The sequence below is a fragment of the Pseudomonas sp. TH41 genome (assembly GCF_016650695.1).
In the GTDB taxonomy this organism is placed as follows: Bacteria; Pseudomonadota; Gammaproteobacteria; order Pseudomonadales; family Pseudomonadaceae; genus Aquipseudomonas.
Window position 1 is genome coordinate 1,238,161 of the sequence record NZ_JAEKFH010000003.1, and the last position, 14,034, is coordinate 1,252,194.

The window sequence follows — 14,034 nt, forward strand, 5'->3', positions numbered from 1 at the left end:
AAAGCTCCTCATTTGGCGTCTTTGCTAACGGTATTGAGCAGGAATTTACCGATCAGGTCTTCGAGCACCAGCGACGACTGGGTGTCGTGGATGGTCCCACCATCCTTGAGCAAGGTTTCTTCCCCGCCCACGCTGAGACCGATGTACTTCTCGCCCAACAGGCCAGCAGTCAGGATAGATGCAGTGGAGTCCGTCGGCAGATTATCGACGCGTTTTTCCAGCTGCATGGTCACTCGACCGGTGAAACTGTCGCGGTCCAGATCGATCGCCGTCACCTTGCCGATGGTCACACCGGCCATGGTCACTTTAGCTCTGACCGTCAAACCGGCGATATTGTCGAAGTATGCATAAAGTTTATAGGTGTCGGTGGTAGGGCTCGGGGACAGGCCACTTACCCGCAACGCCAGCAACAGCAAAGCCAGGATGCCAGCCAGCAAGAAAAGGCCGACACCGATTTCCAGGGTGCGGTTTTGCATCAGAAATCTCCAAACATCAAGGCGGTCAAAATAAAGTCCAGGCCGAGTACAGCCAAAGAGGCATACACCACGGTCTTGGTAGTGGCACGACTGATCCCCTCGGAAGTGGGTTCGCAGTCATAGCCTTGGAATACGGCAATCCAGGTCACGACGAAGGCAAAAACGATGCTTTTGATGATGCCGTTGAGCACATCGTCAGTAAACGTCACGCTGTTTTGCATGTTCGACCAGTACGACCCTTCATAGACACCCAGCCAGTCGACGGCCACCCAGGAACCGCCCCAGATACCCACCACGCTGAAAATCATCGCCAACACCGGAAGGGAAATGAAGCCAGCCCACAGGCGCGGGGCAACGATGTACTTGAGCGGGTCTACACCAATCATTTCCAGACTGGACAACTGCTCGGTGGACTTCATGTTGCCAATTTCAGCGGTCAGCGCGGAACCCGCGCGTCCGGCAAACAGCAACGCGGTGACCACCGGGCCCAACTCTCGCAGCAGTGTCAGCGCGACCATCTGCCCCACCGCCTGCTCGGAACCGTAGCTGGACAGGATGTTGAACCCTTGCAGCGCCAGCACCATCCCGATGAACACCCCGGAGACCACGATGATCACCAGGGACATCACGCCGACCGAATGCAACTGTTTGACCAGCAGGCCAAAACCGCCGCCGATGCCACCCCGGCCGAACAAGGCATGAAACAGGAAAATCGCCGAGCGTCCGAACACCGCCATTACATCGATGCCGGCGTGGCCGAACCGGCGCACTCGTTCTATTAGTGAAATCTTGCGCATCAGCGCTTCCCCAGAAGATCTGCGCGGTAATCCGTCGCTGGAAAGTGATAAGCGACCGGACCGTCAGGGTCGCCTGTCATGAATTGACGGATACGCGGCTCCTCCGAGTTCATCAACTCGTCAGGCGTGCCCTGCCCCAACACCTGCCCGTCGCCCACCACATAAATGTAATCGGCAATGCTGGCGGTTTCGGCCAGGTCGTGGGAGACCACGATGCTGGTGATGCCCAACGCATCGTTGAGCAGGCGGATCAGGCGCACCAACACGCCCATGGCGATGGGATCCTGGCCCACAAAGGGCTCGTCATACATGAGAATTTGCGGATCGAGGGCAATCGCCCGCGCCAGCGCGACGCGACGCTTCATGCCACCGGACAGTTCGTCAGGCATCAGGTCGATGGCGCCACGCAGGCCCACGGCCTGTAATTTGAGCAGGACAATATCCCGGATCATTTCTTCCGGAAGCTCGGTATGAACGCGCAGCGGAAAGGCGACGTTCTCGAACACGTCGAGATCGGTAAACAGTGCGCCACTCTGAAACAACACACCCATGTGCTTACGCGCGTCGAACAGATCGCTGCGCGACAGTTTCGGCAGGTTTTGTCCGTTGACCCAGACTTCGCCCTTGGTCGGGCGCAACTGTGCGCCCATCAAACGCAACAGCGTGGTCTTGCCACACCCGGAAGGCCCCATGATGCCGGTGACCTTGCCGCGCGGAATACGGATATCGACGTTATTGAAAATGCTGCGCGCACCGCGCTTGAAGGTCAGTCCCTTCAGCTCGACCGCGTAGGCGTTATCGGCACTCATCTAAACTCCTTGCGATGCAGCCTCTCACTCGGACGCCTGACTTTCTGGCGAAAGCACATGCCTCCTGGGCGGGCCGAACTGGCGGCGAACTATATCACTGCACACGCCAAGCACCAAAGGCCCAAGCCGGGGCATATTCAGCAACATGAAAGTCAAAACGCTTCATTTAGAGGGATTCGGTAACCGGGAATGACATTGCGCGACGAACTTGCGTGAGGGATTCAATCATTACCGCTATAATCGCCGCCTTTTCATCAGGCTATACGATTTCTGACATGAGCCAATCCAGCGACCTGATTCAATCTGCCCAACGCACCATCCGCCTCGAACTGGAAGCCGTACAAGGCTTGCTACCCCATATCGACGCAGATTTCGTACGCGCTTGCGAGATGATTCTGGCCAGCAAAGGCCGAGTGGTGGTGGTCGGCATGGGCAAATCGGGGCACATCGGCAACAAGATCGCCGCGACCCTGGCCAGTACCGGCACCACGGCGTTCTTCGTGCATCCGGCCGAAGCCAGCCACGGCGACATGGGCATGATCACCCGCGACGACATCATCCTCGCACTGTCGAACTCCGGATCCACCAATGAAATCGTCACCCTGCTGCCGCTGATCAAGCGCCTGGGCATTCAATTGATCAGCATGACCGGCAATCCCGATTCGCCGCTGGCCAAGGCTGCCGAGGTCAACCTGAACGTTCACGTCGAGCACGAAGCTTGCCCGCTGAACCTCGCACCGACCTCGTCGACCACCGCTGCACTGGTCATGGGCGACGCTCTGGCCGTGGCGCTGCTGGAAGCCCGCGGCTTTACCGCGGAAGACTTCGCCTTCTCCCACCCTGGCGGTGCGCTTGGCCGACGCCTGTTGCTGAAAGTGGAAAACGTCATGCACGCCGGACAAGAGTTGCCGCAAGTTCAGCGTGGCACCCTGCTCAAGGACGCGCTGATGGAAATGACCCGCAAGGGCCTGGGCATGACCGTCGTCCTGGAAACCGACGGCAAACTCGCCGGGATCTTCACCGACGGCGATTTGCGTCGCACGCTGGACCGCAGCATCGACATCCACAGCGCAACGATTGACCAGGTCATGACCGCCCACGGCAAGACCGCCCGCGCCGAGATGCTCGCCGCAGAGGCCCTGAAAATCATGGAAGACCACAAAATCAACGCGCTGGTCGTGGTCGACAGCGAAGATCGGCCGGTCGGCGCCTTGAACATGCACGACTTGCTACGCGCAGGAGTAATGTAATGACCCCGGATCTTCTACAACGCGGCAAACACATTAAACTGGCGGTGTTCGACGTCGACGGCGTACTGACTGACGGGCGCCTGTACTTCCTTGAAGACGGCAGCGAATTCAAGACGTTCAACACCCTCGACGGCCAAGGCATCAAGATGTTGATGGCGGCGGGCGTGCAGACCGCTATCATTAGCGGTCGCAAGACCCCGGTGGTCGAACGACGAGCGAAGAACCTCGGCATCCCCCACGTGTATCAGGGTCGCGAAGACAAACTGGTGGTGCTCGACGAACTTCTGGCCCAACTCAACCTGAGCTATGAACAAGTCGCCTACCTCGGTGATGACCTGCCGGACCTGCCGGTCATTCGTCGCGTCGGCCTGGGCATGGCGGTGGCCAATGCCGCCACCTTTGTACGTGAACACGCCCATGGCATCACCCAGGCCCGTGGCGGCGAGGGTGCCGCTCGCGAATTCTGCGAATTGATCCTGCGCGCCCAGGGCCGCCTCGATGCGGCCAACGCTGCGTACCTGTGAGCCAACTATGCTGAGCAAGAAATTTCGCAACTTCCTGGTGTTCGGTTGCATCGCAGCGATCTTTGCAGCGGTCGGCTACTGGAACATCAGCCCGGAACGTTTCCTCGACAAGCCGGTGGCCAAGGTCGATGAAAGCGCGATCGACTATTACGCGACCAATGCCCACAGCGTGCAGTACATGCCGGACGGCCGGCTGCAATACGAAATGACGTCCGACAAGGTCGAACACCTGAAAGCGACCGAGGTCACGTTGCTGACCAACCCCGACGTGAACATGTTCCGTGGCACCGAGTTCCCGTGGCACGTCCAGAGCGAGCGCGGCGAAGTCAATCCCGACGGCACCCAGGTCGAACTGATTGATTCGGTGCGCATCACGCGTTTCGACGAGAAAAACCGCAAGACCCTGATTACCAGCACCCGCATGACAGTGTTCCCGCAACAGCAATATGCGCAGACCGAGCAACCCGTTAGAATCGACGGCGCTGGCGGTGTATCGACTGGCATCGGAATGAAAGCGTATTTGAAAGAAAGCAGGATACACCTGCTATCGAACGTAAGAGGACAGTATGAGGCTCGTTAAAACACTCCCTATTTTGCTCTGTCTGGGCGCAGCACTGGGAAGCGTGAGCGCCTGGGCTCTGCCGAACGATCAAGAGCAGCCTATCCGCATTCAGGCCGACGATGCCCAACTGGACGACAAGAATGGCGTTGCCACCTATAAAGGTGACGTGATCATTACTCAGGGCTCGATGAAAGTCACCGGCAACACCGTGACCATCACCCGCACGCCCACCGGCGACATCGACGTGGTGACTTCGGTGGGTAACCTCGCCTACTTCGAGCAACTGCAAACCCAGGGCGACACCAAGCCCGTTCAGGGTTGGGGAGTGACTATCCAGTACCACGCCTCGCAAAACCGCATCGTGCTGATCGATCGCGCCAAAGTCATCGATAAGGACAACAACGTCACCCAAGGCGAGAAAATCGTCTACGACACGGTCAAGAAACTTGCGAGCGCCGGTCGCGCCACAGGCAACAAGGTCACCGAATCGCGTCCGCGCATTGACATGGTGATCCAGCCCAAGCCGAAAACCGACCAGAAAAAGGCCAATTAATGGCAACTCTGAAAGCTCAGCATCTGGCCAAGAGCTACAAGAGCCGCCAGGTCGTGCGTGACGTCAGCCTGTCCATCGACAGCGGTCAGATCGTCGGCCTGCTGGGCCCCAACGGCGCCGGCAAGACCACCTGCTTCTACATGATCGTTGGCCTGGTACAGGCCGATCAGGGTCGCGTACTGATCGACGATCTGGACGTCAGCCACCAGCCTATGCACGGTCGCGCCAAGGCAGGTATCGGCTATCTTCCGCAAGAAGCGTCGATCTTCCGCAAACTCTCCGTTGCCGACAACATCACGGCCATCCTCGAGACCCGCAAGGAACTCGACAAAGCCGGTCGCCGCAAGGAGCTGGAAAGCCTGCTGCAGGAATTCCACATCAGCCACATCCGCGACAGCCTCGGCATGAGCCTGTCGGGTGGTGAACGCCGCCGCGTGGAAATTGCCCGCGCACTGGCCACCAACCCGAAATTTATCCTCCTCGACGAACCCTTCGCCGGCGTGGACCCGATTTCGGTGGGTGACATCAAGCAGATCATTTATCACCTCAAGGCCAAAGGCATTGGTGTGCTGATCACTGACCACAACGTCCGCGAAACCCTTGATATCTGCGAAACCGCCTACATCGTCAACGATGGCCAGCTGATCGCCGAAGGTGACTCCGCCACCATCCTGGCCAACGACCTGGTCAAGGAAGTGTATCTGGGCCATGAGTTCCGCCTGTAAGCACTGAGGTGTCTGGCTAGTCGGCAGAGCGCTTGTCGCGATAAAAAATCAATAGTTTTTTATTGTTACAGCGCTCTAGGCAAACGCTGCAGTTTCGGGCATATAATTTGCTTATGTTTGGCGCTCCGGCGCCCTGTAGTGGATGGCGCATGTGCGCCGGCGAATAAGGTGTTAAGCCCCTGCCATGAAACCATCGCTAGTCTTGAGAATGGGCCAGCAGCTGACGATGACACCGCAGCTGCAACAGGCCATCCGCCTGCTCCAATTGTCGACCCTGGACCTGCAACAGGAAATCCAGGAGGCCTTGGAGTCCAATCCGATGCTCGAACGCCAGGAAGAAGGCGACGACTTCGATAATGCCGACCCCTTGGCTGACAAAGCCGAACAGCAACCCAACGCCGATGTTTCGGAACCCTCCTACCAGGAAACCGCCCCGACGGTGGATAACCTCGAGGAAGGTGACTGGAACGAGCGCATCCCCAACGAACTTCCCGTCGACACCGCGTGGGAAGATGTCTACCAGACCAGCGCCAGCAGCCTGCCAAGCAACGATGACGACGAGTGGGATTTCACCACCCGCACATCGGCCGGCGAAAGCCTGCAAAGCCATTTGCTGTGGCAACTGAATCTGGCACCGATGTCCGACACCGATCGCCTGATTGGCGTCACCCTGATCGACTGCATCAACAATCAGGGCTACCTGGACGAAACGCTCGAGGAAATCCTCGAAGCCTTCGATCCGGAACTGGACATCGAACTGGACGAAATCGAAGCCGTCCTGCACCGCATCCAGCAATTCGAACCCGCCGGCATCGGCGCCCGCAACCTGGGTGAATGCCTGCTGCTGCAACTGCGCCAGTTGCCGGCCAAGACGCCTTGGCTGGCCGAGGCCAAGCGCCTGGTCACCGACTACATCGACTTGCTCGGCAGCCGCGACTACAGCCAGCTGATGCGCCGCATGAAGCTCAAGGAAGATGAACTGCGCCAGGTCATCGAGCTGGTTCAGAGCCTCAACCCGCGCCCAGGCTCTCAGATCGAGTCCAGTGAAGCCGAATACGTCGTTCCCGACGTGATCGTGCGCAAGGACAACGAGCGCTGGCTGGTGGAGCTGAACCAGGAGTCCGTGCCACGCTTGCGGGTCAATGCCCAATACGCCGGTTTCGTGCGCCGCGCCGACACCAGTGCCGACAACACCTTCATGCGCAATCAGTTGCAAGAGGCCCGCTGGTTTATCAAGAGCCTGCAGAGCCGCAACGAAACGCTGATGAAAGTTGCCACCCAGATCGTCGAGCATCAGCGCGGCTTCCTGGAGTACGGCGACGAAGCCATGAAACCGCTGGTCCTACATGACATCGCCGAAGCAGTGGGCATGCACGAATCGACGATTTCACGGGTAACCACGCAAAAGTTCATGCATACCCCACGGGGCATCTATGAACTGAAATACTTTTTTTCCAGCCACGTCAGCACTTCCGAAGGCGGTGAATGCTCGTCCACGGCGATCCGCGCGATCATCAAAAAACTGGTTGCCGCGGAAAATCAGAAAAAGCCGTTGAGTGACAGCAAGATCGCTGGTTTACTGGAGGCACAAGGCATTCAGGTGGCCCGCCGCACCGTCGCCAAGTACCGCGAATCCCTTGGGATCGCGCCTTCGAGCGAACGCAAGCGGTTGATGTAGGGCCACGCCACAGCGTTCCAGTGGCAGGCATTTCTGCCTGCCGCTTTATGCACTGGCAACGAAGGAGAAGCTGTATGCAAGTCAACATCAGTGGACACCAACTGGAAGTGACCGAACCTCTTCGCACCTACATCGGCGAAAAACTTGAACGACTGGAGCGACATTTCGACAAGATCACCAACGTGCAAGTCACGATGACGGTCGAAAAGCTGAAGCAGAAAATCGAAGCCACGCTGCATATTCCCGGCAATGAAGTGGTCGCAAACGCAGAACATACTGATATGTACGCGGCGATCGACGCATTGACCGACAAGCTGGACAAACAACTCAAAAAGCATAAGGAAAAGACCCAGAGCCTCCTCCAGGGCGCTACCGGTCGTTAACACTCCCAACCCATGATCCGACTTGAAAGCATCCTGACCCCCGGCCGTTCCCTCGTGAACGTGCCGGGCGGCAGTAAAAAGAAAGCCCTCGAGCAAATTGCCAACCTGATCGCCCGGGAAGTGCCGGATCTGGAGATGCAAGATGTCTTCGAGGCTCTCATTGCCCGTGAAAAACTCGGTTCCACCGGTTTTGGCAACGGCATTGCCATCCCCCACTGTCGCCTCAAGGGCTGCAACTCGCCCATCAGCGCCCTGATGCACCTTGATGCACCCATCGATTTCGACGCCATCGACGGCGCCCCGGTTGACCTGCTGTTCGTGCTGCTGGTCCCGCAAGCCGCCACCGATGCGCACCTGGAGCTACTGCGCCAGATCGCCAGCATGCTCGATCGCAAGGAAGTGCGCGAAAAACTGCGCAGCGCCCCGAGCAATGAAGCCTTGTATCAGGTTGTCCTGAACGAGCAAAACGGTCAGTAATCATGCGCTTGATCATTGTCAGCGGCCGTTCCGGCTCAGGTAAAAGCACCGCACTCGATGTCCTCGAGGACAGCGGTTACTACTGCATCGACAACCTGCCTGCCGGCCTGCTGCCGGAGTTGGCCGAGCGCGCGCTGATTCACACCGAACTGGCGCAACCGCTGGTTGCCGTATCCATCGATGCGCGTAACTTGCCAAGCCATCTCACGCGGTTTCCTGAGCTGCTGGAAGAAGTCCGCGCCCGGCATATCCAGTGTGATGTCTTGTACCTGGACGCCGACGAAGAAACCTTGCTCAAACGGTTCTCGGAAACCCGCCGTCGCCACCCACTGACCAGCGCCAATCGCTCGCTGGCCGAAGCGATCGACGACGAAGCCACCTTGCTCGGGCCGATCGCCGACCTTGCCGATCTCAAGGTAAACACCACCAACCTGAACCTGTATCAGCTGCGCGATACCATCAAGCTGCGCCTGCTGAACCAACCGGAACCCGGTACTGCGTTTTTGGTGGAGTCATTCGGGTTCAAGCGTGGCATGCCGGTAGACGCTGACCTGGTGTTCGACGTGCGTTGCCTGCCCAATCCCTACTGGAAGCCGGAGCTGCGCGCGCAGTCCGGGCTTGATCAAGCGGTTGCCGAGTACCTGGCAGCACAACCGGATGTCGAAGAGATGTTCCAGGACATTTCCACCTATCTGCTCAAGTGGTTGCCACGCTTTGCCGCCAGCAACCGCGCGTATGTCACCATTGCCATTGGCTGTACCGGCGGGCATCACCGGTCCGTCTACCTGACCGAGCGCCTGGGCCAGGTCCTGCAAAAAACCCTGAAGAACGTCCAGGTCCGCCACCGCGACCTCAGCTAAAGGATTCACACCGCGATGCCTGCTCTGGAAATTGAAATCATCAACAAGCTGGGCCTGCATGCCCGCGCTTCCGCAAAATTCGTGGGTGTGGCGGGCCAGTTCCCGTGCCAGATCAGAGCCGGACGTACGCCTGAATCCATGGTCGACGGGAAAAGCATCATGGCCATGATGATGCTGGCCGCGGGTAAAGGCACCAAAATCCATCTGAGCACAGAAGGCGAGCAGGAGAAGGAAGCGCTCGATGCGCTGGTGGTGTTGATCAACAACTTTTTCGACGAAGGCGAGTAATGATCAAAAGATCGCAGCTATGGGATCGTGTTCCTCTGTAGGAGCTGCCGCAGGCTGCGATCTTTTGATCTTTAAAAAAAGGCGCGCCACCCATTCGGATGGCACGCCTTTTTGTTTAACGGTCCGAATTCAACTACCCGCCACCGTCATCCGCTCGATCAACACCGAGCCAGTGCGAATGTTGCTGCGCAATTCCAGGTCATTACCCACCGCAACGATCTGCTTGAACATGTCGCGCATGTTGCCAGCAATGGTCACTTCCTGGACCGCGAACTGGATTTCGCCGTTCTCGACCCAGTAACCCGCCGCGCCACGGGAATAATCGCCGGTGACCATGTTCAGTCCCTGGCCCATCAGTTCGGTGACCAGCAAACCGCGCCCCATGCGACGCAGCAAGGCGGCCTGGTCTTCATCGCCATGGGTAACAAACAGGTTGTGTACGCCGCCAGCGTTTGCGGTGCTCGGCATGCCAAGTTTGCGACCGGAATAGGTGCCAAGGATGTAGGAGACCAACTCACCCTTTTCGACAAACGGCTTGGCGTAGGTCGCCAGACCATCGCCATCGAACGCCGAACTGCCCATGGCGCGCATCAAGTGTGGACGCTCATCGATGGTCAGCCATTCCGGAAACAGTTTCTGCCCCAGAGTACCCTCAAGGAACGACGATTTCCGATACAGACTGCCGCCAGAGATCGCCGAAAGGAAACTGCCAAACAAACCGCCGGCCAGTTCCGCCGAAAACAGCACCGGCACTTCACAGGTGGGCACCGGACGCGCGCCCAGACGGCTCGCCGCCCGTTGCGCGGCACGCTGGCCGATGCTCACCGGATCGGCCAACAAGTTGCCCTGACGGTTTACGTCATACCAGTAATCGCGCTGCATCTGCCCGTCGGCTTCAGCAATCATCACGCAGCTGAGGCTGTGACGGGTTGACGCGTAACCGCCGATAAAGCCGTGGCTATTGCCGTAAACGCGACAGCCCTGGTGGGTGCTGAGGGTGGTGCCATCGGCGTTCTTGATCCGGCTGTCAGTGGCAAACGCCGCCGCTTCACACGCCAGAGCCTGCTCGATGGCTTGTTCCGGGGTGATGTCCCATTGGTGGAACAGGTCGAAATCCTGTAGGTCCTTGGCCATCAATGCAGCATCTGCCAGGCCCGAAGCCTCATCTTCAGACGTGTGCTTGGCGATGGCCAGCGCGGCGGCGACGGTTTCGCGAATCGCCTCCGGGCCACTGGCCGACGTGCTGGCCGACCCTTTGCGCTGACCGACATACAAGGTGATGCCAAAGCCCTGATCACGGTTGAATTCGACGGTTTCGACTTCACGTTGACGCACCGAGGTCGACAGGCCCTGCTCCAGAGACACTGCTACTTCGCAGGCACTGGCACCCTGGCGTTTGGCTTCAGCGATGATTTGCTCGACTTGTTCTTGCAGTGCCGGCAACGCTTGTGGGCCGACGCTTTCAACTGCACTCATGCTGTTCTCCACTCAAATTCTGCTTTCGGTTAAGGTCATCGAGCGACCGGGCCGGACAAGCGGCCCCCGACTGGTTATCATGGCGGCGTTTCTTTGCGGACGGCCACCATGGTTGATTCTTACGACGACTCCCTCGATACGGGAGAAAAAAGCAAATCCCAGGTTAAACGCGAGCTACATGCTCTGGTTGACCTCGGCGAGCGCCTTACAACACTCAAGCCTGACTTGCTGGCAAAACTGCCGTTGACCGACGCTTTGCGCCGGGCCCTGGCCGATGCCTCCAAGCACACCGCGAATATCGCGCGTAAACGGCACCTCATGTTCATCGGCAAACTGATGCGCGATCAGGACACTGACGCCATTCTGACGTTGCTCGATCAACTCGATGCCTCCACCCGGCAGTACAACGAACGTTTCCACGGCCTGGAACGCTGGCGTGATCGCTTGATCGCAGGCGACGATGCCGTCCTGGAGAAGTTCGTTGTCGACTACCCGGAGGCCGATCGTCAGCAATTGCGCTCCCTGATCCGTCAGGCCCAGCACGAACTGGCGACCAACAAGCCACCGGCATCGAGCCGTAAAATCTTCAAGTACATCCGTGAGCTGGACGAGACTCAACGCGGTCTGCGTTAACGTCCCGCATCCCCTGTAGGAGCTGCCGCAGGCTGCGATCTTTTGATCCTGATTCTGATTTTGTAAAATCAAAAGTCAAAAGATCGCAGCCTGCGGCAGCTCCTACAGGGGATATCTTCACGATCCTGTGCCACCCACGGTGATCGCATCAATTTTCAGGGTTGGCTGGCCGACACCGACCGGCACCGATTGCCCATCCTTGCCACACGTCCCCACACCACTGTCCAGCGCCAGATCGTTACCGACCATCGACACCTTGCTCATGGCTTCCGGCCCGTTGCCGATCAACGTCGCGCCTTTGACCGGGGCTGTAATCTTGCCGTCTTCGATCAAATACGCCTCGCTGGTGGAGAACACAAACTTGCCGCTGGTAATGTCTACCTGACCGCCACCGAGGTTGGCGCAGTAGATGCCGCGTTTTACCGAGGCGATGATTTCCGCCGGATCACTTTCGCCCGCGAGCATGTAGGTGTTGGTCATGCGCGGCATCGGCAGGTGCGCATAGGATTCGCGACGACCGTTGCCGGTGCGGGCCACGCCCATCAGGCGCGCGTTGAGCTTGTCCTGCATGTAGCCTTTGAGCACGCCGTTTTCGATCAGCGTAGTGCACTCGGTCGGAGTGCCTTCGTCGTCGACGCTCAGCGAGCCACGGCGCCCGGCGAGGGTGCCGTCATCGACGATGGTGCAGAGCTTGGACGCAACCATCTCGCCCATCCGCCCGCTGTAGGCCGAACTGCCCTTGCGGTTGAAATCGCCTTCCAGACCGTGGCCAACCGCTTCGTGCAACAGTACGCCCGACCAGCCGGAACCTAACACCACCGGCAACGTACCGGCCGGCGCAGGAATGGCTTCAAGGTTGACCAGCGCCTGACGCAGCGCTTCACGGGCGTAGCCCATGGCGCGGTCGTCGCTGAGGAAATAGCGATAATCGGTACGACCGCCGCCGCCATGGCCACCGCGTTCACGGCGACCGTTCTGCTCGACGATCACGCTGACGTTGAAACGTACCAGCGGCCGTACATCGGCGGCCAGGCCACCATCGGTAGACGCCACAAGGATGCGCTCCCAGACGCCGGCCATGCTCACGGTGACTTGCTGGATACGCGGGTCAAGCGCTCGCGTCGCCACGTCGATACGCTTGAGCAGCTCGACTTTCTCGGCGCGCGTCATCACCTCCAGCGGGTTATCCGGCCCGTACAACTGCGCAACATCCTGAGTAGTGAACGCCTGCACGGTGCCGTTTTGCCCGGCCCGAGAGATCGAACGCGCCGCACGAGCCGCCGCACCGAGGGCTTCGAGAGTGATCGCATTGCTGTAGGCAAAACCGGTTTTCTCACCCGATTGCGCCCGCACGCCGACACCTTGGTCGAGGTTGAAACTGCCCTCCTTGACGATGCCGTCTTCCAGCGCCCAGGACTCGGAAATCTGCCCCTGGAAATACAGGTCGGCGGCATCAATGCCCGGGCCGGCCAGATCACCGAGCACACCTTGCAGGCTCTCGATCGTTACGCCGCCGGGCGCCAGGAGGTGTTCACTGACTGAGGACAACAACTCGCTCATATGCTTTACGCCTTAAATTCATCGTTCTGAGGCAGGTCGCTGTGCGCCCTGCGAGAAAAAGCGCCGGTGACTGGACACCGGCATCCGCGCCCTGATCGACGCCTGTTCGCTGCTATCGCGTTCGGCCAGCAGCACGGCCTCGCCTTGGTCCTGTTGCGCCAGCACGCGCCCCCACGGGTCAATGATCGCGGCATGACCATAGGTTTCTCGTGGCCCCGGATGCGTCCCACCCTGGGCGGCCGCGAGCACATAGCATTGGGTCTCGATGGCGCGCGCGCGAATCAGCACATCCCAATGCGCCGCGCCGGTCACCGCGGTAAAGGCCGACGGCGCGGTGATCAACTCCGCACCGGCAGCACGTAATTCGCTGTACAGCTCCGGGAAGCGCAGGTCGTAACACACCGTCAGGCCGACTCGGCCAACGGGAGTGTCCGCCACCACCACGCCACTGCCATAAGCATAGTCATCGGACTCGCGATAACGTCCACGATTGTCCGCCACGTCTACGTCGAACAAGTGCAGCTTATCGTAGCGCGCCACTGTCTCGCCCTGATCGTTCACCAACAACGAGCAGGCGTGCACTTTGGCCGTCGGTTGATCCACCGGCGGCAACGGCAATGTGCCGGCCACTATCCATAACTTGAGGTCGCGGGCGGTCTGTTTCAACCATGGCAGGATCGGACCTTCGCCCAACGCCTCGGCGCGGCCGATGTCGGCAATGTCGCGACGGCCCATGGCGGCGAAGTTTTCCGGCAGCACGGCAAGCACAGCGCCACCGGCCGCTGCCTGCTCGAGGAGCCGACGGGCCTGGGCCAGATTGGCCAGCACATCGCTCTGGCTGACCATTTGAATCACCGCTACAGACATGGCGCGTTCCTTAATGGATAGGGGTCCATGCTACTCCATAGCCCTTGGGAGTGCCTTTTCAAAAAAACCTGTGATTCTTTTGTAGGAGCGAGCTTGCTCGCGATGGTCGCGAACGA

17 protein-coding genes are annotated in these 14,034 nt (G+C 59.1%); 11 read left to right on the plus strand and 6 right to left on the minus strand.

Going from position 1 to position 14,034, the window contains the following annotated elements:
* Window positions 1-8: 8 nt before the first annotated feature.
* From mlaD to JFU37_RS08430, 3 genes are read right to left on the minus strand one after another with little or no spacing between them, the layout of a single operon-like run.
* Entirely contained in the window at window positions 9-476 is a 468-nt protein-coding gene (mlaD, locus tag JFU37_RS08420) for an outer membrane lipid asymmetry maintenance protein MlaD (protein ID WP_201114868.1), read from the minus strand.
* Window positions 476-1,273, minus strand: coding sequence for a lipid asymmetry maintenance ABC transporter permease subunit MlaE (gene mlaE, locus JFU37_RS08425; protein ID WP_201114869.1), 798 nt, complete (start codon window positions 1,271-1,273; stop codon window positions 476-478). The genes mlaD and mlaE overlap by 1 nt, the downstream gene beginning before the upstream one ends.
* Window positions 1,273-2,082: an ATP-binding cassette domain-containing protein gene (locus tag JFU37_RS08430; protein ID WP_201114870.1), complete on the minus strand. Its 810-nt coding sequence runs from the start codon at window positions 2,080-2,082 to the stop codon at window positions 1,273-1,275. Before JFU37_RS08430 ends, mlaE begins: the two co-directional genes overlap by 1 nt.
* A 275-nt stretch (window positions 2,083-2,357) precedes the next feature.
* Between JFU37_RS08430 and JFU37_RS08435 the strand changes: the two genes are divergently transcribed.
* The 10 genes from JFU37_RS08435 (at window position 2,358) to JFU37_RS08480 (ending at window position 9,382) form a co-directional block, all read left to right on the plus strand.
* Window positions 2,358-3,332, plus strand: coding sequence for a KpsF/GutQ family sugar-phosphate isomerase (locus tag JFU37_RS08435; protein WP_201114871.1), 975 nt, complete (start codon window positions 2,358-2,360; stop codon window positions 3,330-3,332).
* Window positions 3,332-3,856 carry a KdsC family phosphatase gene (locus JFU37_RS08440; protein WP_201114872.1) on the plus strand — a complete coding sequence of 175 codons (525 nt, stop codon included), beginning with the start codon at window positions 3,332-3,334 and terminating at the stop codon, window positions 3,854-3,856. The genes JFU37_RS08435 and JFU37_RS08440 overlap by 1 nt, the downstream gene beginning before the upstream one ends.
* A gap of 7 nt (window positions 3,857-3,863) precedes the next feature.
* Window positions 3,864-4,436, plus strand: coding sequence for an LPS export ABC transporter periplasmic protein LptC (lptC, locus tag JFU37_RS08445; RefSeq protein ID WP_201114873.1), 573 nt, complete (start codon window positions 3,864-3,866; stop codon window positions 4,434-4,436).
* Complete coding sequence (gene lptA / locus JFU37_RS08450) at window positions 4,423-4,971, plus strand: lipopolysaccharide transport periplasmic protein LptA (protein ID WP_201114874.1); 549 nt, start codon at window positions 4,423-4,425, stop codon at window positions 4,969-4,971. Before lptC ends, lptA begins: the two co-directional genes overlap by 14 nt.
* Complete coding sequence (gene lptB / locus JFU37_RS08455) at window positions 4,971-5,696, plus strand: LPS export ABC transporter ATP-binding protein (RefSeq protein WP_201114875.1); 726 nt, start codon at window positions 4,971-4,973, stop codon at window positions 5,694-5,696. Before lptA ends, lptB begins: the two co-directional genes overlap by 1 nt.
* A gap of 184 nt (window positions 5,697-5,880) precedes the next feature.
* Window positions 5,881-7,374 (plus strand): RNA polymerase factor sigma-54, encoded by a 1,494-nt coding sequence (locus JFU37_RS08460; protein ID WP_201114876.1) that lies wholly within the window; start codon window positions 5,881-5,883, stop codon window positions 7,372-7,374.
* 74 nt (window positions 7,375-7,448) lie between these two features.
* Entirely contained in the window at window positions 7,449-7,757 is a 309-nt protein-coding gene (gene hpf, locus JFU37_RS08465) for a ribosome hibernation-promoting factor, HPF/YfiA family (protein ID WP_007941242.1), read from the plus strand.
* Window positions 7,758-7,769: 12 nt separating this feature from the next.
* Window positions 7,770-8,234, plus strand: a complete 465-nt coding sequence (ptsN, locus tag JFU37_RS08470) for a PTS IIA-like nitrogen regulatory protein PtsN (protein WP_201114877.1) — start codon at window positions 7,770-7,772, stop codon at window positions 8,232-8,234.
* A 2-nt stretch (window positions 8,235-8,236) separates the two neighbouring features.
* Entirely contained in the window at window positions 8,237-9,094 is an 858-nt protein-coding gene (gene rapZ, locus JFU37_RS08475; RefSeq protein WP_201114878.1) for an RNase adapter RapZ, read from the plus strand.
* A 15-nt stretch (window positions 9,095-9,109) separates the two neighbouring features.
* The gene (locus JFU37_RS08480) at window positions 9,110-9,382 is read left to right on the plus strand and encodes an HPr family phosphocarrier protein (RefSeq protein ID WP_201114879.1); all 273 of its coding nucleotides are present in this window, start codon (window positions 9,110-9,112) and stop codon (window positions 9,380-9,382) included.
* A gap of 129 nt (window positions 9,383-9,511) precedes the next feature.
* Here the strand turns inward: JFU37_RS08480 and pmbA are convergent, their stop codons facing one another.
* Window positions 9,512-10,858: a metalloprotease PmbA gene (gene pmbA / locus JFU37_RS08485; RefSeq protein ID WP_149418147.1), complete on the minus strand. Its 1,347-nt coding sequence runs from the start codon at window positions 10,856-10,858 to the stop codon at window positions 9,512-9,514.
* Between the two features lie 108 nt (window positions 10,859-10,966).
* Here pmbA and yjgA point away from each other — a divergent pair, with 108 nt between their 5' ends.
* Entirely contained in the window at window positions 10,967-11,491 is a 525-nt protein-coding gene (yjgA, locus tag JFU37_RS08490; RefSeq protein WP_201114880.1) for a ribosome biogenesis factor YjgA, read from the plus strand.
* 117 nt (window positions 11,492-11,608) lie between these two features.
* Here yjgA and tldD read toward each other — a convergent pair whose 3' ends face one another.
* Both tldD and JFU37_RS08500 read right to left on the minus strand, forming a co-directional pair.
* Window positions 11,609-13,051: a metalloprotease TldD gene (tldD, locus tag JFU37_RS08495; protein WP_033058018.1), complete on the minus strand. Its 1,443-nt coding sequence runs from the start codon at window positions 13,049-13,051 to the stop codon at window positions 11,609-11,611.
* 18 nt (window positions 13,052-13,069) lie between these two features.
* The gene (locus JFU37_RS08500) at window positions 13,070-13,918 is read right to left on the minus strand and encodes a carbon-nitrogen hydrolase family protein (protein ID WP_201114881.1); all 849 of its coding nucleotides are present in this window, start codon (window positions 13,916-13,918) and stop codon (window positions 13,070-13,072) included.
* Window positions 13,919-14,034: the final 116 nt, after the last annotated feature.